General features: G+C 35.6%; 14 protein-coding genes and 2 tRNA genes. 9 read left to right on the top strand and 7 right to left on the bottom strand.

Features of this window, described 5'->3' with window-relative positions; all coding sequences use genetic code 11:
• Positions 1-178 precede the first annotated feature (178 nt).
• The 3 genes from C3L50_RS09185 to C3L50_RS09195 all read left to right on the top strand — a co-directional run bounded on the left by C3L50_RS09185 (position 179) and on the right by C3L50_RS09195 (position 4,544).
• Entirely contained in the window at positions 179-787 is a 609-nt protein-coding gene (locus C3L50_RS09185) for a hypothetical protein (RefSeq protein WP_103805878.1), read from the top strand.
• The gene (mfd, locus tag C3L50_RS09190) at positions 780-4,145 is read left to right on the top strand and encodes a transcription-repair coupling factor (protein WP_103805879.1); all 3,366 of its coding nucleotides are present in this window, start codon (positions 780-782) and stop codon (positions 4,143-4,145) included. Before C3L50_RS09185 ends, mfd begins: the two co-directional genes overlap by 8 nt.
• Positions 4,146-4,298: 153 nt before the next feature.
• Positions 4,299-4,544 carry a hypothetical protein gene (locus C3L50_RS09195; RefSeq protein ID WP_103805880.1) on the top strand — a complete coding sequence of 82 codons (246 nt, stop codon included), beginning with the start codon at positions 4,299-4,301 and terminating at the stop codon, positions 4,542-4,544.
• Between the two features lie 197 nt (positions 4,545-4,741).
• On the opposite strand, the gene hflX is transcribed toward C3L50_RS09195, so the two are convergent.
• Positions 4,742-5,968 (bottom strand): GTPase HflX, encoded by a 1,227-nt coding sequence (gene hflX, locus C3L50_RS09200; protein ID WP_103805881.1) that lies wholly within the window; start codon positions 5,966-5,968, stop codon positions 4,742-4,744.
• Between the two features lie 196 nt (positions 5,969-6,164).
• Between hflX and C3L50_RS09205 the strand changes: the two genes are divergently transcribed.
• A complete protein-coding gene (locus C3L50_RS09205; RefSeq protein ID WP_103805882.1) occupies positions 6,165-7,613 on the top strand; it encodes an MBOAT family O-acyltransferase in 1,449 nt (482 codons plus the stop codon).
• Positions 7,614-7,616: 3 nt separating this feature from the next.
• The gene (locus tag C3L50_RS09210) at positions 7,617-8,609 is read left to right on the top strand and encodes a hypothetical protein (protein ID WP_103805883.1); all 993 of its coding nucleotides are present in this window, start codon (positions 7,617-7,619) and stop codon (positions 8,607-8,609) included.
• A gap of 52 nt (positions 8,610-8,661) precedes the next feature.
• On the opposite strand, the gene C3L50_RS09215 is transcribed toward C3L50_RS09210, so the two are convergent.
• From C3L50_RS09215 to C3L50_RS09225, 3 genes are all read right to left on the bottom strand, one after another.
• Positions 8,662-9,873 carry an MFS transporter gene (locus C3L50_RS09215; RefSeq protein ID WP_207764314.1) on the bottom strand — a complete coding sequence of 404 codons (1,212 nt, stop codon included), beginning with the start codon at positions 9,871-9,873 and terminating at the stop codon, positions 8,662-8,664.
• Between the two features lie 96 nt (positions 9,874-9,969).
• Complete coding sequence (locus C3L50_RS09220) at positions 9,970-11,013, bottom strand: Gfo/Idh/MocA family oxidoreductase (protein ID WP_103805884.1); 1,044 nt, start codon at positions 11,011-11,013, stop codon at positions 9,970-9,972.
• A 107-nt stretch (positions 11,014-11,120) separates the two neighbouring features.
• A complete protein-coding gene (locus C3L50_RS09225; protein ID WP_103805885.1) occupies positions 11,121-12,191 on the bottom strand; it encodes an NADH:flavin oxidoreductase/NADH oxidase in 1,071 nt (356 codons plus the stop codon).
• 201 nt (positions 12,192-12,392) lie between these two features.
• On the opposite strand from C3L50_RS09225, the gene rseP reads away from it, so the two are divergent.
• The 4 genes from rseP (at position 12,393) to C3L50_RS09245 (ending at position 15,617) form a co-directional block, all read left to right on the top strand.
• On the top strand, positions 12,393-13,739 hold the full coding sequence (gene rseP, locus C3L50_RS09230; protein WP_103805886.1) for an RIP metalloprotease RseP: 1,347 nt from the start codon (positions 12,393-12,395) through the stop codon (positions 13,737-13,739).
• 134 nt (positions 13,740-13,873) lie between these two features.
• Positions 13,874-13,947, top strand: a tRNA-Asn gene (locus tag C3L50_RS09235).
• A gap of 173 nt (positions 13,948-14,120) precedes the next feature.
• Positions 14,121-15,476 (top strand): alpha-amylase family glycosyl hydrolase, encoded by a 1,356-nt coding sequence (locus tag C3L50_RS09240; protein ID WP_103805887.1) that lies wholly within the window; start codon positions 14,121-14,123, stop codon positions 15,474-15,476.
• 69 nt (positions 15,477-15,545) lie between these two features.
• Positions 15,546-15,617 (top strand) — tRNA-Arg (locus C3L50_RS09245).
• Positions 15,618-15,682: 65 nt separating this feature from the next.
• Here the strand turns inward: C3L50_RS09245 and C3L50_RS09250 are convergent.
• The 3 genes from C3L50_RS09250 to C3L50_RS09260 all read right to left on the bottom strand — a co-directional run bounded on the left by C3L50_RS09250 (position 15,683) and on the right by C3L50_RS09260 (position 23,971).
• Entirely contained in the window at positions 15,683-19,729 is a 4,047-nt protein-coding gene (locus C3L50_RS09250) for a hybrid sensor histidine kinase/response regulator (RefSeq protein WP_103805888.1), read from the bottom strand.
• 113 nt (positions 19,730-19,842) lie between these two features.
• The gene (locus C3L50_RS09255) at positions 19,843-22,167 is read right to left on the bottom strand and encodes a GH92 family glycosyl hydrolase (RefSeq protein WP_103805889.1); all 2,325 of its coding nucleotides are present in this window, start codon (positions 22,165-22,167) and stop codon (positions 19,843-19,845) included.
• A gap of 163 nt (positions 22,168-22,330) precedes the next feature.
• On the bottom strand, positions 22,331-23,971 hold the full coding sequence (locus C3L50_RS09260) for a RagB/SusD family nutrient uptake outer membrane protein (RefSeq protein WP_103805890.1): 1,641 nt from the start codon (positions 23,969-23,971) through the stop codon (positions 22,331-22,333).
• Between the last annotated feature and the right edge of the window lie 7 nt (positions 23,972-23,978).

The following is a 23,978-nucleotide window of genomic DNA, read 5'->3' on the forward strand; positions in this document are numbered from 1 at the left end:
AAATTTCTAATAAAAAGCATGATTTTCTGAAAATTAGCCTTATTAATCTTGTATAATTTCTTAATTTATATTCTGTAAATGCAAGAAACAGGAATCAAAGATATTAGATTGTTATTGTAAATGTTCGAATGCATATTTGTAAATTTACTTCGTAACTTTGCGACTCAAATTGTATCTAATGAAATTAAAGTATATAGTTCTCTTTTTATTCATTTTTGCCTTATTTTCTTGTAAAAATGAGGACGAAAAACGTCAAGTAGAATCCCTAAAAGACATCAAAAAGAAAGAATTAATTTTTTCGATTATCGAAAAAGCTTGGGTTTTTAATGCTAAGCCTATTAATACTACTGCCCAAATTAACACCAATACTTGGAAAGAATGGCGTTCGTTTTTGGAAGAATTAGACCAAAAGCCGAAGAAAACTATTGGTGCTTTCCAGAAAAAAGCAGCTGAACTTTCTAAGAAAGTAATGGCATTGAATGATTTTACTCCTGTAGAATATAACAATCCCCAGATGAAAAGTCGCATTGCCATCTTAATTACCAAGGTGCGAATGCTAGATTTATACATCCATTTGACCGACATTCCCGAACAAAAAGTGATTGCTTTAATTCCTGAAATCAACACTCAATTATTGGCTTTGCAAAACCAAATGGATAAAATTTCCCAAAAAAGCAAAATTCCGCTCGAAGAAGGAGAGTCTGAATTATTGCAAATGATTAAGGACACCGCAAGAGCCATTCCAAATTCACCACAGTTTGACCCAAATACGCCTCGAGTTGAGTAAAAAAAATCTATATTCAATTTACGACAATTCGCCAAAAGTCAAGCAAATTGTCGATAGTTTGCAACAAGCCAACACTAAAATTCAGCTCAATGGATTGCTGGGTTCGTCACTTTCGTTTGTGGTGCAATCGCTTTTTAAAAAAGCAGAAAAGCCGTTTTTATTGATCCTGAATGACAAAGAAGAAGCCGCTTATTATCTGAACGATTTAGAACAGATGATTGGTGAAGAAGACGTACTTTTTTATCCAGGTTCCTATCGTCGTCCGTACCAAATTGAAGACACCGATAATGCCAATGTTTTATTGCGTGCCGAAGTCTTGAACCGCATCAATTCTCGCAAAAAACCAGCTATTATTGTCACTTATCCCGAAGCGCTTTTCGAGAAAGTCGTCACTAGAAAAGAACTGGATAAAAATACTTTGAAAGTGGCCGTCGGCGACCAGATTTCCATTGATTTCATCAACGAAGTGTTGTTTGAATATGAATTCAAAAGGGTTGATTTTATTACAGAACCCGGCGAATTTTCCGTTCGTGGGGGAATTGTGGACGTGTTTTCTTTTTCGAATGACAATCCGTATCGAATAGAATTTTTTGGCAACGAAGTCGATAGCATTCGAAGCTTTGACGTGGAAACTCAGCTTTCAATCGAAAAGCAAAAGAAAATCACGATTATTCCCAATGTGGAGAACAAGTTTTTTCAGGAAAACCGTGAAAGTTTCCTGGAATACATTAATAATCAAACGGTTCTATTTATCCAAGACACAGATTCTCTTTTCTCTAAATTGGATAAGCTTTTTGCTAAAGCTACCGAGATTTTCGAAAATCTGAACGCTACCGTAAATCACGTGGCACCAAATCAATTGTTTCTGAATCAGGCAGAATTCATCAAGAAAAGTTTGGATTTTTCGGTTGTTGAATTGAGTTCGAAGCCCATTTATAAAACCAAGAAAGCATTCGATTTTTATATCAAACCGCAGCCATCGTTCAACAAACAATTTGATTTGTTGCTGAATAACTTGAACGACAACCATTTCAACGGCTACAAAAATTATTTGTTTTGTTCCAATGATGCCCAAGCCAAACGTTTTCACGATATTTTCGAAACTTTGGATGAAGAAAACTCCGAGAACATCAGAAAGCAATACAACACGATTGTTTTGCCTATTTATCAAGGATTTATCGACGAAGAAAATCAATTGGCTTGTTATACCGATCACCAAATTTTTGAGCGGTATCATAAATTCAGCATCAAAAGCAATGTTTCGAAGAAGCAAAATATTACTTTAAAAGAACTCACGACTTTGTCCGTTGGCGATTATGTAACCCATATCGATCACGGAATTGGACGATTTGGTGGTTTGCAAAAAATTCAAGTAGAAGGCAAAACCCAGGAAGCCATAAAACTGGTTTATGCGGATAATGATATTGTGTATGTAAGTATTCACTCTCTGTACAAAATTTCGAAATACAACGGAAAGGATGGGACGCCACCCAAAATTTACAAATTAGGTTCGAATGCTTGGAAGATTCTAAAGCAGAAAACCAAGGCGAGAGTCAAACATATAGCTTTCAATTTGATTCAATTGTACGCCAAAAGAAAATTGGAAAAAGGATTCCGTTTTGCACCCGACAGTTATTTGCAAAACGAATTGGAAAGTTCCTTCATTTACGAAGACACTCCGGACCAAACCAAATCAACCGCCGAAGTCAAAGCCGATATGGAAAGCGACCGACCAATGGATCGATTGGTTTGTGGCGACGTAGGTTTCGGAAAAACAGAGGTTGCTATTCGTGCCGCTTTCAAAGCTGTGGATAATTCGAAACAAGTCGCGGTTTTGGTTCCTACGACGATTTTGGCTTACCAACATTATAGGACTTTTATCGAAAGGTTGAAGGAAATGCCCGTTTCTGTTGGTTATTTGAACCGTTTTAGAACTGCCAAACAAAAGGCCGAAACCCTCAAACAATTGGCTGAAGGTAAATTGGATATAGTTATTGGAACGCATCAATTGGTCAACAAGAATGTGGTTTTCAAAGACCTCGGATTGCTGATTGTGGACGAGGAACAAAAATTTGGAGTCAACGTAAAAGACAAACTCAAAACCATCGCAGCCAATGTGGATACGTTGACCTTGACGGCAACGCCAATTCCGAGGACTTTGCAGTTTTCGTTGATGGCGGCGCGAGATTTGTCCGTAATTACAACGCCTCCGCCCAATCGTTATCCCATTGAAACGAATGTGGTTGGTTTTAGCGAAGAGTTGATTCGGGATGCGATTTCGTATGAAATTCAGCGTAACGGACAGGTTTTCTTTATCAATAATCGAATCGAAAACATCAAGGAAGTGGCCGGAATGATTCAGCGTTTGGTTCCCGATGCGCGAGTGGGAATTGGTCACGGTCAAATGGACGGAGCCAAATTAGAGGAATTGATGTTGGCTTTTATGAACGGAGAATTCGATGTTTTGGTTGCAACCACCATTATCGAAAGCGGATTGGACGTTCCAAATGCTAATACGATTTTCATTAATAATGCCAATAATTTTGGCTTGTCCGATTTACATCAAATGCGTGGTCGGGTAGGGCGTAGCAACAAAAAAGCCTTTTGTTATTTCATTTGTCCGCCGTATTCGGCGATGACGGATGATGCCCGAAAACGAATTCAAGCCTTGGAACAATTCTCGGAACTGGGAAGCGGTTTCAATATTGCGATGAAGGATTTGGAAATTCGTGGTGCGGGAGATTTATTGGGAGGCGAACAAAGTGGTTTCATCAACGAAATTGGCTTTGACACCTACCAAAAAATTATGAACGAAGCCATCGAAGAATTGAAGGAAAATGAATTCAAGGAATTGTATGAAAACGAAGATAGCGGCGTCGAAAAAGAATATGTAAAAGACCTGCAAATTGACACGGATTTTGAGTTGTTGTTTTCGGATGAATACATCAATAATGTTACGGAGCGTTTGAGTTTGTACAACGAATTAGGCGATGTGAAAAACGAAGAAGAGTTGGTTGTTTTCCAAAATAAACTCATTGACCGTTTTGGACCAATGCCACCAAGAGCGCTGGCTTTAATGAACAGCATCCGCATTAAATGGATTGCATCGAAAGTAGGAATCGAAAAACTCGTAATGAAAAAAGGAAAGATGATTGGGTATTTTGTGTCCGACCAACAATCGGATTATTATACTTCGAACCGTTTTCATAAAGTGATTCAGTTTGTGCAAAAAAACAGCAATATTTGTGTAATGAAAGAAAAACAAACACCTGCTGGTTTAAGATTATTACTGACTTTTGATAATGCCAAAACCACAAGAAGATGTCTGGAATTGATGGAGATGCTGGGCGGGGAATAATTTTTAGCTTCGCAAAGTTTCCAACTTTGTGAATGTGTTCGTCAGTCTGTGACTGACATAAAAATTAAATATGAGGTCGGTTAAAAACCGAGAATCACTACCTCAAAGTCGGAGACTTTGAGGAGCATTGGAGTAAATTAATAGAATAAATTTATGGATGTAGTTAAATTTAAAATCACGCCTAAAACGATTAAAGTAGAAGTTCGTAATTCTAATAATTATGTATTTGATTTTAATACTGCGGTCGAGATGCAGAAAGAAGATAGAGATGTATTATTAAAATTATACAACGCTTTAGATTTACTGTTTAGAAAGGAAAATGTGATTGAAGTAAAAAATTATATTTCACCCAATCAAACGAATATTTTAGACCAAATTAATGAGGTTGGAGAGTTGTAAAACCTTGTTCGGTTCCGCAAAGTCTCCGACTTTACGAAAGTGTTTTTCTGTCAATGATTGACTAAAAATTAATTATAACCTTGGTTAAAAACCAAAAATCATTACCTTAAAGTAGGAGATTTTGCGGAAAAGGGAATGATATTTTTTTGATTTTATGAAAAAAATGCCTTTTGAAAATTAAATCAAAAGGCATTTTTTTATTCTTCTTTCTCAGTAGCATCTTTGTAATCAGGATACAAAAACTTGTTGTAAGGAAAACGTGTGATGTGAATTTGTCTCACGGCTTCATAAACTCGTTCTCGGAATTCCTCAAAATTTTCCTTATTGGCAGCCGAAATAAACAAAGCGTTTTCTTCGCCTACACGGTGCATCCAAGTGGTTTTCCATTCCTCAAGCGTATAATGTCTTGGCGTTTTTTCAGTCATCAAATCATCTTTGTCAATGGTCAAATGTTTGTAGGCATCAATCTTGTTGAAAACCATCAGCACGGGTTTATCTTTCGCCTTGATGTCGGCCAAAGTTTGGTTGACAGACTCTATATGATCCTCAAAATCAGGATGCGAAATATCAACAACATGCAATAATAAATCGGCTTCGCGAACTTCATCCAGTGTACTTTTGAAAGAATCTACTAACTGTGTAGGCAGTTTTCGAATAAACCCAACGGTGTCTGAAAGCAGGAAAGGTAAATTCTTAATCACCACTTTTCGGACGGTGGTGTCCAAGGTGGCAAACAATTTGTTCTCTACAAAAACATCGCTTTTCCCAACAGCATTCATCAGGGTCGATTTTCCAACATTGGTATAACCTACTAAAGCTACTCGAACCATAGCACCACGATTGCTTCTTTGGGTTCCCATTTGTTTGTCAATGGCTTTTATTTTTTCTTTCAACAACGAAATTCGATCACGAACGATACGACGGTCGGTTTCAATCTCTGTTTCTCCCGGTCCACGCATCCCGATTCCCCCTTTTTGACGTTCTAAGTGCGTCCACAAACCAGATAATCTTGGCAATAAATAAATACATTGTGCCAATTCTACTTGGGTTCTAGCATAAGAAGTTTCGGCTCTTTGAGCAAAAATATCTAGGATAAGATTAGTTCTGTCGAGGATTTTGCAATCTATGATTTTGGAAATATTTTTTTGCTGTGAAGGTGTTAATTCATCATCAAAAATAAGTGTCGAAATGCCATTTTCTTTTACAAAAAGATTGATTTCGTCTATTTTTCCGGTTCCCAAAAATGTTTTTGGATTGGGTTTGTCCATTTTTTGCCAAAAACGTTTCACCACTTCACCGCCGGCCGTAAAAGTCAAAAACTCCAATTCGTCCAGATATTCGTTGAGTTTATCTTCGCTTTGGTTTTGGGTAACGATACCAACAATGGCCGTTTTTTCAAAATTTATTATTTCTTTTTCTAACATAACTTTTAATAAGCCACAAATTTAATGATTTACGAGGGACTTATTGGAATAAGGATTTATAAAATTTATTATCTGTTAAAATACAAAAATTTGTAAGTATGTTTGTAAGGTAAAGTTTTTTAGTTTTTTTGAATTTTTAAATCTTATACTGAAAACTAGCCAAGGTTATTAAATCAAACAAAATAGACATAAAAAAATGCTTTTTAACTCCATAAACTTTGCGATTTTTTTACCAATTGTTTTTATACTCTATTGGTTTGTAACAAACAAAAGTTTAAAATATCAAAATATCTTGCTTTTAGTTTCAAGCTATTTCTTTTATGCATGCTGGGATTGGCGATTTTTATTTTTATTGGTTTTTTCTACTGTGCTTGACTACTGTGCTGGTATTAAAATTTCAGATTCTAAAAACCAAAAAGTAAAAAATTTTTGGTTTTGGCTCAGCATATCTATTAATCTTGGTTTTTTAGGATTTTTTAAATACTACAATTTTTTTGTAGAATCTTTTGCAGAAGCAATTTCAAATTTAGGTCTACAAGTAAATCCTTGGACTTTGAAAGTAATTCTCCCAGTAGGTATTTCATTTTATACTTTTCACGGTTTATCTTATGTGATAGACATTTACAAAGACAGAATTAAAGCAGAAAAGGATTTTATTGACTATTCGGTTTTTGTTAGTTTTTTTCCATTGTTAGTAGCTGGTCCTATTGAACGAGCCACCCATCTTCTTCCACAAATTAAGAAAAAGAGAGAATTTAATTATATAAATGCAGTTGATGGTCTACGACAAATTTTGTGGGGATTATTTAAAAAAATTGTCATTGCAGATAACTGTGCACAATTTGCAAATACAATTTTCAATAATTCAGGGGACTATTCAGGAAGTACACTTATGTTGGGAGCAATCTTTTTTGCTTTCCAGATTTATGGTGATTTCTCTGGATATTCAGATATTGCCATAGGCACGGCTAGACTATTTGGAATAGATTTATTACGAAACTTTGCTTTTCCTTATTTCTCTAGAGACATTGCTGAGTTTTGGAGACGATGGCATATTTCTTTGTCATCTTGGTTTAGAGATTATCTGTATTTCCCTTTAGGAGGGAGCAAAGGTGGGACTTGGATGAAAATCAGGAATATATTGATAATCTTCTTGGTAAGTGGTTTTTGGCACGGAGCAAACTGGACATTTATATTTTGGGGTTTCTTAAATGCACTCTATATTATGCCTTCAATTATATTCAAAACCAATAGGAATAACCTAGACATTGTGGCTAAAGGAAAGGTTTTGCCTTCATTAAAAGAGTTGTTTTCAATGGGGTTTACTTTTGGATTGACAGTATTTGCTTGGATTTTCTTTAGGTCCAATAATCTAACACAGGCTTGGATTACCATTACTAAAATATTTTCAACAAATTTTTTAATATATCCAGAATTTGATGGAGATGATTCAATGAAACCAAAAATTCTGCTAATTCTTATATTTATAGTCATTGAATGGTTAGGTCGAGAAAATCAACATGCGATTGCAAATTTGGAATTGAAATTTCCCAAATTTATACGATGGATAATTTACTATGTGATAATTTTGGGTCTTTTCTATTATGGAGGTAAAGAACAACAATTTATTTATTTTCAATTTTAGACTATGAAAAAATTTATAAAACAAATTTTACTCTTTTTATTGCCTATTGTTTTAATTTCTTTTTATGCAGATAATTATATATCGACAAATTTAAAAAAATCAAATTCTTTTGCTGTAAAAGAATACTCAACGTGGAATGCGATTATTGATGGACAAATAAATTCAAAAATTGTAATATATGGTAGTTCAAGAGCTTGGGTACATATTAATCCTAAAATGATAGGTGATGCTCTAAATGTATCAACATATAATTTAGGTATTGATGGACATAATTTTTGGTTGCAATATTTGAGACATTCTCTATTATTGGAAAATAACACTAACCCACAAATTATAATTTTTTCTTTGGATGTTTTCACCTTACAAAAAGTGAAAGATTTATATAATTCTGATCAATTTTTGCCTTATATGCTTTGGAATGATAAAATAAGAAATGCCACAATAAGCTATAACGGATTTAAATCTATTGATTATGAAATTCCTTTAATCAGATATTTCGGCAGACAAAATGCTATCCAAACCGCTTTTTTAGTAAAAAAAACAAATAATGAAGTTGAAAGAATAAAAGGTTATCAAGGACAAGATAGACAATGGAATTTAGATTTTGATAAAGCGAAAAAAACAATGAAAAATTATGAGAGAGAATTAGACTCATCATCAATAGTCTTATTTGAACATTTTTTAAATGAATGTAAATCTAAAAAAATTAAGCTATTATTCGTTTATTCTCCAGAATATATTGAGGGACAAAAATTTGTAAAAAACAGAGGTGTAATAATATCGCTTTATGAAAAATACAGCAAAAAATATGACATCCCTTTTTATAATTATTCAAATGACCCTTTATCGTATCAAAAAAAATATTTTTATAATGCATCTCATTTAAATAAAACAGGCGCTGAACTTTTTACAAAAAAACTTATAGATAGTTTAAAAAAATACTATTACCCTATGCCAATTTCGGAAAAGAATAAACATATTGTTCAAAGGAAATAATTTTAGAATTTAATTTCTAAAAATTCCTTTTAAACCATAAACAAAGAGAAATTTACTCCATTGCTTTCACTCTTTTGACCAAAAAGGCAATCAAAATGCCGAACATACCAATAAAAGCGAATGAAAATTGCAAACCAAATTGTTCTGAAATATGACCAATAACAGGAGGTCCCATCAAAAAACCTAAGAAACTCACACTGGAAACAGCTGTCAAAGCTTCGCCAGTTGGGATGGTTGGATGTTTTCCCGCAATACTATAAAGTGTTGGAATAACGGTCGAAACTCCCAAACCAACAATCATAAAAGCAAGAGTACACGGAATAATATACGGAAGAAATACCGCAATGTATAAGCCTGAGGAAATCATTACACCGCTAATTTGCATCACAGTTTTTCGTCCAAATTTATCGATTAAATAACCTCCAAAAAACCGTCCACCCGCCATCATTATCATAAAAGAGGTATAACCCACAACAATTAATGAACCTGGAGCTTTGACGATATCTTTGAAATAAACGCCACTCCAGTCAAACATAATTCCTTCACTTGCCATACTACAAAAACCAATTACACCCAACAAAATCAATGACTTATCGGGTTTGCTAAATATTTTTTTCTTGGCAGGTCGAACTTTTTCTTTGGCTTTTATCAAATATTTGAAATTGATGGCTACCAATACTACTACTACAAAAGCTACAATAACAAAATGCATATAAGTTGTAATTTTTAGTGCCAACATTCCCAATCCGACTAAGGCTCCTGTAAATCCTGCTAAACTCCACATTCCATGAAAAGAGGACATAATAGTTCTTCTGAAAATTCCTTCCGTATAAACGCCTTGTGTATTTACTGAAATATTGGTCAAATTGCCAAAGATTCCAAAAGAAACCAATCCGAGTGCCAATTGCCAAGCATTTTGTGCCAAACCGATATTGGTTAAACTAAAAGCATACATCAAAATGGCGAAAGGAAGTGTACGTTCACTACCAAAACGGGTAACAAGTTTACCCGAAAAAAACATCATTGTCAATTGTCCAATTGGTAAGGCAAATAGAATCGTACCCAACTCGCCATCGCTTAAATTTAAAGCAGCTTTGATGGTTGGAATTCGGCTTGCCCAACTCGAAAAACACAAACCCATTCCAAAATAGAACATAGAAACACCCCAACGAATTCGATTCAAATACGATTGTTTGGCATCACGATAGGTTTTTTTGTATTTCCCTTTTGCTTTGTAAGCTCCAATAAAATTAAAATACTGCAAATCGTTTCTTTTTTAGAATTGAATCTGCAAAAATACAAAATCAATCTGTTTCTAATAGGCATTTTCCTTTCAAACAGAACATTACAACGTTATTGTTTATAAGTTGATGGCTTTCTTTTGAGAGTTACTTTGAACCGCTGCATCAATAATTCGCATCACATTCACGCCGTCTTGGGCGGTTACTGGTTCCAATTTTTCATTGGCAATCGCTTGATAAACTCCATCAAAAAAGTCGTAATAATTACCCTGAAGTGTTGGCACTTTTTCTTTGATAATTTTACCATCTATTTCGGTGTGCAAAAGACCTTCTTGGCCTTCTTTTTCGGTTCCCCAAGTGGTTAAATTAGGTTTTTTACCTAGTTTCAACTCGTCTTCCTGCACATCGCCACGCGATTTCAAAAAAGAACCTTTCTTGCCGTGAACCACATAGGAAGGGTTGGGTTCTCTCACAAAAAATCCGGCTTTCAATCGCACTCTCACATCTGAATAATACAGTAAAATATCTAAATAATCATCGACTAACGAATGTTCTCTCGTGATTCGAATATCGGCAAAAACGGCATTGGGCAAACCAAACAAATACAAGGCTTGGTCAATAATGTGAGGGCCTAAATCTTTCAAAATTCCAGAACCAGAATTGACGGTTTCCTTGTGTACTTTTGGACTCAAAACGGGGTTGTAGCGGTCAAAATGAAACTCGGCTTCGACGATTTCGCCCAACAAATTAGCGTCTAGAACTTTCTTGACGGTTTTGAGCTCGCTGTCCCATCTTCGATTTTGGAAAACAGACAATTTTAAACCTTTTTCTCCGGCCAAAGCTGCCAATTCCTGTGCTTCGGCTAATGTTGCGGTAAATGCTTTTTCGACAATGGCGTGTTTTCCGGCGAGTAATACTTTTTTGGTGTATTCAAAATGAGTGTCGATAGGAGTGTTCACCACAACCAAATCAATCGATTTGTCTTCCAAAATAGATTCTAAACTAGGATAACTTTTAACTTCGGGATAATCTTCTTGAATTAGTTTTTTACTTCTTTCCCAAGAACCAAGAAGTTCAAATCCGGGATGAAGTTCTAAAAAAGGAGCGTGAAAAACTTTTCCCGACATTCCGTAAGACAGTAGCGCTGTTTTTATTTTTTGCATTTTGTTTATTTTAAAATCTAACTATTTTAGCATTGAACTTATATGCCTTATAGGTTTCAAAGTCTTACCATATAAGACATATAAGGTAATTTAAGAATTATTCGTGTTTATTTTTTTGCTCTTTCATATTGTTTTGGCCAGGATACTTCAACACCGAGTTCTTTGGCAAAATCCAAAGCCAAATTAGGGTTTCTCAAAGATTCTCTAGCAAACATAACCAAATCGGCTTTTCCATCAGAAACAATTGCTTCTGCTTGAGAAGAGGTAGTGATTAAACCTACTGCACTTGTCAAAATTTCTGTTTCTTTCTTGATTTTTTCTGCAAATGAAACTTGATAACCGGGTCCAATTGCAATTTGTTGATGAGATACCAATCCGCCCGAAGAAACGTCTATTAAATCTACGCCTTTCTCTTTTAATATTTTCGAAAGTTGTACGGATTCCTCAATATCCCAACCTCCTTCAGCCCAATCTGTAGCTGATATTCTAACAAACAAAGGCAAATTTTCTGGCCATTCTGATTGTACCGCTTCGAGAATTTCAAGTGTAAATCGAATCCTGTTTTCGAAACTTCCGCCGTATTCGTCCGTTCTATTATTCGTTAAAGGCGACAAAAATTGATGTAGTAAGTAACCGTGTGCTCCATGAATTTCAAGAACTTGAAAACCCGCTTCAACGGCTCTTTTGGTTGCCGATTTGAAATCGGAAATCACTTTTTGAATTCCAATTTTGTCTAAAGCAACTGGCAGAAAGGGTTCGTTTTCGTGATAGGGTAGGGCGCTTGAGCTAACGGTTTGCCATCCGCCTTGAGCGAAATCTAATTTTTTGTTTCCATTCCAAGGTTCTGAAACGCTTGCTTTTCTTCCAGCGTGTGCCAATTGTATTCCTGGAATTGAATTTTGTGAAATGATGAACTGGTTGATGGTTTTCATTTTTTCGATTTGTTCGTCTTTCCAGATTCCCAAATCAGCAGGAGAAATTCGTCCTTCGGGACAAACTGCGGTCGCTTCCTGAATGATTAAGGCGGCACCACCACTGGCTCGACTTCCTAAATGAACAAGATGCCAATTGGTTGCAAAACCATCTGTGGATGAATATTGACACATTGGTGAAATCGTGATTCTATTTTTGAAAGTGAGGCTTTTTATTTGAACGGGAGAAAATAATTTGGATGTCATAAAACGAGTTTTAATTAGAACAAGCGAAACATCAACTCAATAATCGAGTTTCAAAAAGTAAAGTTAAGGGAGAAGCAGCGAAGATTAAAAGGGAATAGCGCATTTATTAACAAATAATTATCGTCTTGCCTAAAAGGAAATCTTTGGAACTATAATAGAAAACCTTACTTTTGTGCGCAATACAGAATTTAAAAACAAGAAATGGAAATAGTTATCAAGCTTTCTCAATTTTTATTGAGCTTATCATTACTGATTATACTTCACGAGTTAGGACATTTTATTCCTTCTAAACTATTTAAAACCCGAGTAGAAAAATTCTATTTATTTTTTGACGTAAAATATTCTTTGTTTAAAAAGAAAATTGGCGAAACCGAATACGGAATCGGTTGGTTGCCTCTTGGTGGTTATGTGAAAATTTCGGGAATGATTGACGAAAGTATGGACAAGGAACAAATGTCTTTGCCGCCTCAACCTTGGGAATTTCGTTCAAAACCTGCTTGGCAACGATTGATTATTATGTTGGGCGGAGTAACTGTTAATTTCATTTTGGCTTTTATTATTTATATCGGAATGGCTTATGCTTATGGCGATAGTTACATCAATAATGAATCTATTAAAGATGGGATTTGGGTAACTAATCCTGTGGTAGAAAATGCTGGAATCAAAACGGGAGACAAAATTGTATCGATTGATGGTAAGAAAGTAGAACGATTTGTTCCTTCGGTTTCTATGGATATTTTGATGTCTAAAAAAGTTGTTATTAATAGAAACGGAGAAGAAAAAGAAATTGACCTTCCCGTCAATTTTATTGGTAAAATTTTAGATTCCAACAAAAAAGGTGTGATTACTATAAGAATGCCATTTGTTGTTGGGACGTTTACGGACACTTCTAAAAACACATTAGCAGTAAAACCTAAGGATATTATTGTTTCTCTAAACGGAGTTGCTATAAAATATTTTGACCAAGCAGCTGTGATTTTAAAAGCTAATAAAGGAAAAAAAATAGCAGCAGTAGTTTTAAGAAACCTAAAAGAAACTCCTGTTACTGTTGAAGTGGACAAAGAAGGCAAATTAGGAATTTTTCCAGGATCTTTGAAAGAAGACAACCTTGAAAAACTAGGTTATTATAAATTTACTCAAGAAAATTATAGTTTTTTGGAATCGATTCCAGTAGGAATTGAAAAAGGAAAAAACCAATTAATTGATTACGGAGGTCAATTAAAAAAGATTTTCAATCCAAGCACTGGTGCTTATAAAGGGGTTGGTGGATTTGCTGCTATTTATAATATTTTTCCAGATTCTTGGAGTTGGGAAGTGTTTTGGTCAATTACGGCTTTACTATCAATTATGCTTGGAGTAATGAATTTATTGCCTATTCCTGCTCTTGATGGTGGTCATGTCATCTTTTTATTATACGAAATGGTTAGTGGTAAAAAACCAAGCGACAAGTTTCTAGAAAATGCACAAATGGTTGGTTTCTTTCTACTTATAACTTTGTTGTTGTTTGCCAACGGAAACGACATTTATAAAGCCATTGTAGGGAAGTAAAATTTTTTAAAATTTTTTAAAATTTTGCTTGCAGAAATCAATTTTAGCACTATCTTTGCCACCGCTTAAACGATGAGACACAAACATCAGCAAGCATTAGAAAACGTTCCTTATAGATTTAAAAATATACAGTTTCCTCCTTAGCTCAGTTGGTTAGAGCATCTGACTGTTAATCAGAGGGTCCTTGGTTCGAGCCCAAGAGGGGGAGCTTCATAAAGCCATTCAAGTAATTGAGTGGCTTTTTTGTTTTATTAAACACCTCATCTTTCTTCCACTTCTCATTTAAAAAAAATTTCTTAATTTTAACTTACCAATCAAGCAAAGTAGTTTAAAATTGAAAAGGACTTATTGCAACTCCGTTTAAAACCTAATCATTTCACCATGAAAAAAATTCATATTTTTTTGTTGCTAATTCTATTTACTTTTTCTTTGGTTTGTTGTCGAACCTCTAAATTTTCAAAAGCCAATAAAAGCCAAATCAATGGCCATCCAGACTGGATAATGCAAGGCAACATTTATGAAGTGAATGTTCGTCAATATACGCCCGAAGGAACTTTTAACGCCTTTACCAAACATCTCGACCGTCTAAAGGAAATGGGAGTAGAAACCATTTGGTTTATGCCCATCAATCCCATTAGCAAATTGGACAGAAAAGGAACCTTGGGAAGTTATTATGCCGTTTCCGATTATACCTCCATTAATCCAGAATTTGGAACAATGGACGACTTCAAGAATATTGTCAAGGCGATTCACGACAGGGGAATGAAAGTTTTAATAGATTGGGTTCCCAATCACGCTGGTGCCGACCATCGCTGGATTACGGAACATCCCGATTTTTTTGTAAAAGACAATTCCGGCAAAGCGGCAGTTGCCTTTGATTGGGCTGACACTAGACAATTGGATTACAAAAATCCAGTTTTGCAAGACAGTATGATTGCCGCAATGAAATTCTGGATTAAAGATACCAATATTGACGGTTTTAGATGTGATGTTGCTTGGAATGTTCCCGCAGCTTTTTGGAGTAAGTCTATTCCCCAATTCAAAAAAATGAAGAATGTTTTTATGCTTGCCGAAGGAGACAGCACTTATCTTGCCAAAAGTGGTTTCGATGCGGTTTACCCTTGGCATATGTTTAAAATGATGGAAAAAGTGGCCAAAGGCGAAAAGACGGCGCTTGCATTGGACAGCATCAACAAGGAAAATGAAACTCGATATCCTGAGCATACAATTCAAATGTATTTCACCAGCAATCACGATGAAAACAGCTGGAATCACGCCGATTTTGGAACTTTTCCAGGAGTTGTCCACGCACCTTTTGCGGTATTTACTCAAACCATGAAGAATAGCGTTCCTCTCATTTACAGCGGACAAGAAGAACCCGTATTGAGAGCTTTAGAGTTTTTTGAAAAAGATCCAATTGTTTTTAAAAACTTTCAAAGAGAAAAATTCTATAAGACGTTACTGGATCTCAGAAAAAGAAACGCTGCGCTTTCGGCTAATACTTCCTTCAAAAAAGTATTTATTGGAAACGAGAAAGCTATTTATGCCTATATCAGAGAAAATGGAAGTCAAAAGGTACTTGTGATTCTGAATTTTTCAGCAAGTGAGCAATCAATATCTATAAAAGACACATCATTAACAGGAAAAGCGTTTAATGTTTTCGAAGAAAAAGAGGTGATTTTGAACGCAATTGAAAGAAAAATTAAACCTTGGAGTTATGAAGTTTATGAATATTGATAATTGAATTGCGATTGAATCTAATTCAGTATTCACGACCTTTCAGAAACAATACTCTTTTATAGTTTCAGCCCCGTAGTTCAACGGATAGAATGGGAGTTTCCTAAACTTTTGATCCGAGTTCGATTCTCGGCGGGGCTACGATTTGAATTAAAAAAAGCCATCATTTCTGACAGTCTGTTTTGCTTCTAATTTTTGAACTCTGCCTAATTAATCAACTTGCTTGGCGGAAAACCAAATTGTTTTTTGAAACACCTACTGAAGTACAATGGGTCATTAAAACCGACCAGATTAGTCACTTCGGTAACGTTGTATTTTTTTGTTTTTAGAAGTTCTGCCGATTTTTTTAGACGAATGGTCCTAATGAATTCATTAGGGGCCAAATTGGTCAATTCCTTGATTTTTTTGTACAACTTTGGATAGCTTATTCTCAATTTATCACATAAAAATTCGGTTGTCAAATCGATGTCACCGATATTGTCATTTATTAGTGTAGTAACTTTGGTAATAAATTCATCATCGACTGGAGAATGCGTAAGCAAACTGACTTTGCTGTCCACTTCACCAGAGAATTTCAGTTTTAATTCAGCCCTTGATTTAATAATGTTTTCGATGACGGTTTTCAACAACGAAGGCTCAAAAGGTTTTACCAAATAGCCGTCGGCTCCAGTTTCATAGCCTTTTACCTTATCTTCATTTTCAGAAAGTGCCGTTAGCAAAACAACGGGAATGTGGCTAATAAATTCGTCTTTTTTTAATTCATTGCAAAATGTAAGTCCGTCCATTACGGGCATCATCACGTCGGCAACACATAAGATGGGTTTAATTTTTCGGCAAATTTTCAATCCTTCCAATCCATTTTCGGCATCATACACTTTATAAAATTCCGACAGATAATCAATCAAATATTTTCTTAATTCTAAATTGTCCTCGATTACAACTATTTTTTCTTTCAAGTCCGTGTTTTGAATGATTTTTTTTGCTGATTTTTCAGGCACGAGCATACTGGAATTGTCATTTTTCAACACAAATTCAAACACTTCTTTATCATCATAAAAACTGCGATCTATCGGGATTTGAACCATAAAAACACTCCCTTTGTTGGGAACACTTTCTACTTTTATGACTCCTTTGTGAAGTTCTACCAACGATTTTACCAACGACAAACCAATACCAGATCCCGTGTTATTGAGTTTACTATTGGTGGCTTGATAAAATCGTTTGAATATTTTTTCTTGACTTTTGAGTGGAATTCCGATTCCGTCATCGCTCACTTTTATGCTTAACAACTCTTCATCTCCTTCAATCAACTGGATAGACAAAGTTACATTTCCATTTTTATTGGTAAATTTCAAGGCATTGGACAACAGATTGTAAAGAATTTTGTCATACTTATCATTGTCAACCCAACCTATGATGGTTTCATTTTCGGAAATAAAGTTCAGTTTAATTCCTTTGTTGAAAGCCATTTCCTTGAATGAATCGAAAATATTTTTGGAATACGCCAAAATATCCGTTTCTGAAACTTTAAGTTTTAATTCTCCCGACTGTGCTTTTCTAAAATCGAGTACTTGGTTGACCAAGTTCAGCAACCTACTCGCATTTTGGTAAATAAGATTGTACCTGCTTTTTTCATAATCAGTTGTACTGGGTTTGTTTTCGTCCAATAATTGCTTGGCGGGCCCTAAAATAAGCGTCAATGGCGTTCTTAATTCGTGTGAGATGTTGGTGAAAAATCGAAGTTTTTCGTTGTTCAATTTTACGTCTTGTTCTCTATTTATTTTTTCGGTGAGCAATTCTTGTTTCAATTGTATGCGGTTTTTAACCTCTTTTCTAATAAAATAAAAAAGAGCGGACAGAAACAAAAACAGCAATAAAAAAGCAGTTGGCGTTAACCAAAAAGGCGGCAAAATTTTTATTTGATAAGCCGATTCTTTTCCCCAATTTCCATCGCTATTGCTGGCTTTTACTTTAAACACGTAATTGCCCGGATATAGATTTGTATATTGAACAATCCTTAAATTACTGTTTATATTCATCCAATGTTTATCAAAACCCTCTAACATATACTGAAACTTGTTGAGTTTTTCATTAGTGAAAGAGGGAGTGGAAAACTGTAAAGAAAAATTACGGTTTTTATAACTCAGCTCTGCCTTTTTTCCGTAATTCAAATCAGTCAAAAACGGAACTTGTCCATTGATTTCCATACCCGGGAATACCTCATCGTTCTGGATTTTGAAATCGGTAACAATGGGCGATGGCGCCCAGGTATTTCTTTTCATTTTATGGGGTGAAAAATAAATAACGCCATTTTTCCCTCCCAAATAAATGGTTGAATTATTGAAACTGAAAAAACCACTGGAACTAAAAACATCCAATCTATTTCCGCTATTGACGTGATAAACTTTGATGTCTTTTAGATTGGGTTTGAGTCTTCCAATACTATTGTTGTTGATGTTTAACCATAAATCGCCGTTGGAGTCGGACAACATTTCCGTAACCCATTTTCCGGAGATTTCCTTGGGATAGGTGATGGTTTCGAAATTGTTTTTTGAAGGATTATAAAGGTACAATCCAAAACGGGAAGAGGCCCAAATCTTACCATATTTATCCACTATAATATCACTAATATCTTCAACTTCGTCGTCTTGCCGAGTTCCATTTTCTTTGTTAAGCGATTTAAATCGTTTGATGTTGCCCGATTTGATATTGTATTTTACCACTCCTGTTTCTGTGGCAAACCAAAAGTTGTCAAAACCATCTTTTTCAACAGCATTTATTCGCAATTCTGGCAATAGTTTGCTTAACGTATTTTGCGTTTCTAAAGTTTTGGTGTTTAAAATAACAGCACTTTCTCCAAAAGAACCAATCAGTATCGAGTTTTCAGAAGCTTTTGTAAATGCAAAAATGGGTGAACCCTTGAACCCTACATTAATTTCTTTGGAACTGTTGTTTAGATAATTATAAACCAAGACATTGCCATTCCAAAGACCGCAATAAAAAGTCTTTCCATCTTCAGAATAAATGCTGGCCATATCTTTCTTGTTGTCATACAAGGGAGCAAAACCTGCTGCATTGGAAATAAAAAGTCCATTGCGTTTTGTTTCGACAATCACTTTTCCGTCATAAGTTTTGGCAAAACCCCGAATGCGAGGAGCTTGGCTACCAATATAACGTGAAATGTCTTTGTTGAGAATAAACTGATTTTCGTAAGGATCATATTTATCCAACCCGTCTTCGGTTCCTACCCAAAGTACTCCCGAAGCATCAAAATATAAAGCCGAAACGAGATTGTCAACAATGGATTTATCGTCGGATAATATGGAGTAATACCATTTATAATTGCCAGTGACAATGTCCTCCAATTGATTGCAAACCAATAAACCACCCAAGGTTCCTACCCAATATTTGCCATCGGGCGCTCGGGCAACCGACAAAAAATAAGGGCCTAAACTGCTTCTAATTTCGTCATTTGCTATATACAGGTTTACGAATGTATTTCTCGTTTTGTCTAGTTTATAAAGCCCTTGGCGGGTGCCAACAAAAATGTCCGATTTGGCGTCTTCATAAATAAAATTGAGGTACGGATTTTTCTCGTCAGAATTTGGGATGGAGAGCGTATAAGTATTCATTTTTGCAATTGCTCCATTGGTATTCAAGCTAATTTTTGCAACAGATCCCGTTTCGTAACTGCCCACCCAAATATTTCCCGTTTTATCTTCGAAAATTTCTTTTATGTAATCGAAACCCTTGATTGGAATCTTTTGGAATCGGTTTTCTTTTAAAAAAAACAAATAAACTCCCTTGGTTTTGGTACCTACCCAAACTCTTTTGAATTTATCCACATAAACCGACCGAATCTCTTCGTCCGGCAAACTATTTGGATTGTTTTTTTGGGGTAAAAAAGTGGTAAAAGTTTGGGTATCGGTTTTAAAAAGAGTCAATCCTTTTCGGGTTCCTATCCACAAATTATTGGATGCATCGTCAAGTTCCAATGCCGTAATATCGTCGTTATTCAATTTATTTTTACCTGGCGAACTGCTTAAATAAGTTTTAAACTGATAGCCGTCAAAACGGTTCAAACCCGAATAAGTTCCAAACCACAAAAACCCTTTCTTGTCTTGAACAATATGACGAACCGAGTTGTAAGACAACCCATTATTGTCGTTATAATGTTCGAATTTTATATTCTGTGCATTAGAATACAAAGACGCAAACAAGCAAAATAATACTATGTGAAAATGGTTTTTCATAATTTACATATTCCAACTAAAGGAAACATTTTCCTTTTGGATGCTCCATTCGTTCATTCAAATATAATTCAATTTTTGTCTGGTTACTGATTTTTGGATTTAAAACGTTTTCGCTAGTTCCGCAAAGCCTCCGACTTTGTTTTCGACATTTCTAAAATTAATTCTCCGCCATTGGTAATTTCATCGTGAGAAAGACTGAACTTTTCTACTGGTTTTTTATTGAAGTTGACTTTATGAATGTAAATGTTTTCGTCACTATTGTTTTGGGCTTTAATCACAAAATTTTTGCCTTTATAATACTTTGGATTCAACTGAATGGTCACTTTATTGAATATCGGACTTCCTATTTGGTATGTTGGATTTTCTTCTGTTCCACCATTCATTTGAAACAGGCCGATTTTCAGCAAAACGTTCAAACTACCCATTAATCCTTGGTCTTCATCGCCGTTGTAACCTGTGTCGGGAGCCAATCCGCTGAAGGTTTCTTTTACCACATTTCTGGTCCAATATTGCGTCAAATCCGGTCTTCCCAATAAATTGAAAATATAGCTCGTTTGTATGGAAGGTTGATTCCCAAAATTGATTGGAATACGGCTATACTCGGGATGCAATTCGGCTTCGTGTGAAGTGCCGGAAGTGAATTTTAATTTCTTGGCGACTTCAAATTGGGTGTTCAATTTTGTTGCTGCTTTTTCTTTTCCACCCATTAATTCAGCCAAACCCTCAATATCGTGTGGCACAAACCAGGTCGATTGCGCACTATTCGATTCGATAAATCCGTGTTCGTATTGGTAGGGATCAAAGTTTTCGAACCATTTTCCTTCCACATTTTTGGGACGCATCCAACCTGTTGTTGGGTCAAAACCATTTTGATAGTTTTTGGATCTGGCCATAAAATAATTGTAATCTTCTTGGTGATTCAATTTCTTGGCTAATTGTGCTAAAGTCCAATCTTGGTATGCATATTCCATCGTTTGGCTAACACCATCCTGATGCAATCCAAAATTCCCGTCAGGAAGTGGATAGGGTACAAAGCCGTTTTCCATATAATATTTCAATCCTCCGCCAAGATTTGTAGTGTGTTCGTAACCTGCTTTTCCCATAATACCATTGAGCATATGATTTTTTTTGAGTGCTACATAAATGGCTTCCAAGTCTTCTTTGACCAATCCTTTTTGAATGGCGCTCACCATAAAAGGGGTAGTGGAAGCTCCCGTCATTACATAAGTGTAATTTCCGCCTGCAGGTCCACGAGGAATCAGGCCGCCGTCTTTATAATACTGCATCAAGGAATGCGTAAATTCTTCCATCATTTCTGGATAAACCAAGCCCCAAAGTGTGTTTATCGTCCATTGGGCACCCCAAAACGAGTCGGAATTGTAATGATTGAATTTGGATTTTCCGTTTGCATCAAGTGGTATTTGCCCAATCCTGAATTTTTCTCCCGTGTTGTCTGGATAAGCGCCGTTGACATCGCTAATGATTTTTCGTCCTTGCAAAGCGTGCCAAAGGTCTGTATAAAATCTTCTTTGATCAGTTGCTGTTCCGCCTTCTACTTTAATTCTACCCAACAAATTATTCCATTCGGATTTTGATTCTGTGACTACTTTATCAAAATCCCAATGGGGCAATTCTTCTTGAATATTAGTAACAGCATTTTCGATTGAAGTGTAAGAAATACCGACTTTCATCAACACTTTTACTTCTGATTTGTTTAAATTGACCAAATAATTTCCAGTGCTTTTGTCTTGCTCAACGGATGCTATTGGCGCATTGAATTTAATTTTAAAAAATACTTTTAATGGTTTTGGACGTCTTGGAGTAATACCCATAACAAAAGTTCCAGAAAGTTCGTTACTGTTGTCTTTATCTAAAGTCCCATCGGTGTTTTCGCAAGGCCCCAAAATGGTGTTTAGATTGAAAAGGATTGCTTTTTGGACATTTTCTGGAAAAGTATATCTGTGAAAACCTATTCTTTTTGTACTGGTCAATTCTGTGGTGATTTGATACCTGTCTAGTTTTAGAAAATGGTAACCAGGAGTTATTTTTTCTCTTTCATGACTGAATTTAGAATAGAAATCTTTGAAAATAGTTGCCTTGGACGCTTCAGTAAAGGTTACTGGCATCACAGAAAGCCCCGACATTTGCCATTCGTGAATGTGGCTAAAGCCTTTAATGGTGTCGATATTGTATTTGTATCCACCGCCCCAATCGCCATTGATTCCGGAGTCTGGACTTAAATTCATCATTCCAAATGGACGGCTTGCTGATGAAAAGAAAAACCAGCGCGAGTTTTCGGTATCCAGCAAAGGATAGACTTTGTCCACTAATTGTTCTTTTTCAAGAGCAGCCGTGTTTCCGGTTTTGCATGATACTAGAAAGACCAGAAAAAAACTAATCCCTATACTTCCGATTTTAAAAATTCTATTTAGTTTCATTTGTTTTACTTTTTATACCGTTATTAGCAAGTCTCTTTTCTAATTTGGCATTAATGATTCTATAACTTTACAGCATCATTAGGAGTTGATAAAAATATAGGCAGACAATTTCTCGCCTGCCTACATCAAACTAACCAACTAATTTTAACTATTTTTTATTCTACTAATATTCTGGATTTTGAGTAATACTTCCATAGGTATTGTCAATTTCATACTGAGGTATAGGTCTTAAAAGATGCTTAGGTTTAAGCGCATTATTCATTTTAGCATGAGGATTGTATAACAAAACACGCTCAATTAATTTTCCAGTTCTTTTTAAATCCATCCATCTGTTTACTTCACCTATCAGCTCTCTCGCTCTTTCGTCAAGGATAAAATCGATAGTTACTTGTCCGGCAGTGACTGGTGTGGTCAATCCTGCCCTTGCTCTTAAAGTAGTTAGTCGAGCTGCTGCAGTTGTTGGATTGGATGATTTTAAATAGGCTTCGGCAGCTATCAAGTAAGCTTCTCCAGAGCGCATCATCACCATATCTCTTGTTCCGTCTGAAAGTTCATTAGGTTGTTTGAAGGCAACTCCTGGTTCATCAAACTTTTTGAACATAGGGGCATGGGCATTGGTAATACCATCTACAACAAAGTACTTGTCTGGATTGATTACTTTGTAAGGTACTGCAGCGATTTCTGCAGGAGTCCAAGCTACTTTTGGGAAATATATTGCTCTACCTCCTGCATTTACAGTCACAGGAGCACCATTAACAGTAGCTGTATAAGTTTTGTCAGCCAAAATTTCTCTACGGAATGTAGCATCGGCTCTTTGATCGTTATCATCGAAAAGGCTATAGAAAAAAGGAGTTGGCAAAGGCTCTAGCCCTTTTTGGTATAAATTACCTCTAATCATTCCTGGATAGTCATAGTAAGGAAATTTATACAACTGGTGTCTTGAATTACCCCAACCTCTACTTACTGCGCTGCTTCCAAATAAATAAGAGAAGAAAACTTCCGAATTGCGTTGGTTGCTGATGCTGGTTAAAGAGGCAAATGTTGATACTAAAGCGTGATGACTAATTACGGTTTCTGCTAAAGAGGCAGCCGTAGTGAAATCGGCGGGAACACCAAAAGATTTATAGCCTTTAGTTAGTAAAACTTTAGACATAAAATGTCTAACAGCATCTTTAGTCACTCTTCCATAAGCCGAAGGCGTTTCATTTGCTCCTGCCAAAGCATCATCAAGGTCTTTTAGAATTTGAGTATAAACGGCCTCCTCGGTTGCGCGAGTATAATCGGTTGTAGAAGTTTTGACTTGGCTTAATACTAATGGAACTCCTCCATAGTTTTCCACCAAATTAAAATAAGACATTGCTCTAAAAAATTTAACTTCGCCTATACCTGCAGTTTTAACAGCAGGAGCAACGCCTGTAATTAAATCGGCATTGTCTATGGCTATATTTGCCGCAGATATAATCAGATATTGATTTTTCCAATATTGATATGCAACTCCATTTAATGGATTTAAATCTACATAGTCATTAATATCACTTACACCCGAAATAGTTGTTCCTCTTGTAACAATATCGGTTCCTAGATCCTCAAAAGAGTAATACATATCTGGAGCGTAATGTGTAGTAGTTTCTCTGGCTCTTTCATAGACTGAAGCTACTAACTGATCAAAGGTTTTAGGGTCTGAAAGGGCAATATCAATCGTTTTTGCTGATTTATTTTCTTCTTCCAGATAACTATCGCAAGCTGTACTCAAAACTCCCGCTGTAAGCAATAGTGCTATTAATTTATGATTAATATATTTCATTTTTTCT

The organism is Flavobacterium alvei (genome assembly GCF_002920895.1).
GTDB classification, from domain to species: Bacteria; Bacteroidota; Bacteroidia; order Flavobacteriales; family Flavobacteriaceae; genus Flavobacterium; species Flavobacterium alvei.

Bases quoted from the DNA above. Each gene is read 5' to 3' on its own strand.
- C3L50_RS09185 (WP_103805878.1), top strand. From the start codon at position 179: ATGAAATTAAAGTATATAGTTCTCTTTTTATTCATTTTTGCCTTATTT.
- C3L50_RS09195 (WP_103805880.1), top strand. From the start codon at position 4,299: ATGGATGTAGTTAAATTTAAAATCACGCCTAAAACGATTAAAGTAGAA.
- hflX (WP_103805881.1), bottom strand. From the start codon at position 5,968: ATGTTAGAAAAAGAAATAATAAATTTTGAAAAAACGGCCATTGTTGGT.
- C3L50_RS09205 (WP_103805882.1), top strand. From the start codon at position 6,165: ATGCTTTTTAACTCCATAAACTTTGCGATTTTTTTACCAATTGTTTTT.
- C3L50_RS09210 (WP_103805883.1), top strand. From the start codon at position 7,617: ATGAAAAAATTTATAAAACAAATTTTACTCTTTTTATTGCCTATTGTT.
- C3L50_RS09220 (WP_103805884.1), bottom strand. From the start codon at position 11,013: ATGCAAAAAATAAAAACAGCGCTACTGTCTTACGGAATGTCGGGAAAA.
- C3L50_RS09225 (WP_103805885.1), bottom strand. From the start codon at position 12,191: ATGACATCCAAATTATTTTCTCCCGTTCAAATAAAAAGCCTCACTTTC.
- rseP (WP_103805886.1), top strand. From the start codon at position 12,393: ATGGAAATAGTTATCAAGCTTTCTCAATTTTTATTGAGCTTATCATTA.
- C3L50_RS09240 (WP_103805887.1), top strand. From the start codon at position 14,121: ATGAAAAAAATTCATATTTTTTTGTTGCTAATTCTATTTACTTTTTCT.
- C3L50_RS09250 (WP_103805888.1), bottom strand. From the start codon at position 19,729: ATGAAAAACCATTTTCACATAGTATTATTTTGCTTGTTTGCGTCTTTG.
- C3L50_RS09255 (WP_103805889.1), bottom strand. From the start codon at position 22,167: ATGAAACTAAATAGAATTTTTAAAATCGGAAGTATAGGGATTAGTTTT.
- C3L50_RS09260 (WP_103805890.1), bottom strand. From the start codon at position 23,971: ATGAAATATATTAATCATAAATTAATAGCACTATTGCTTACAGCGGGA.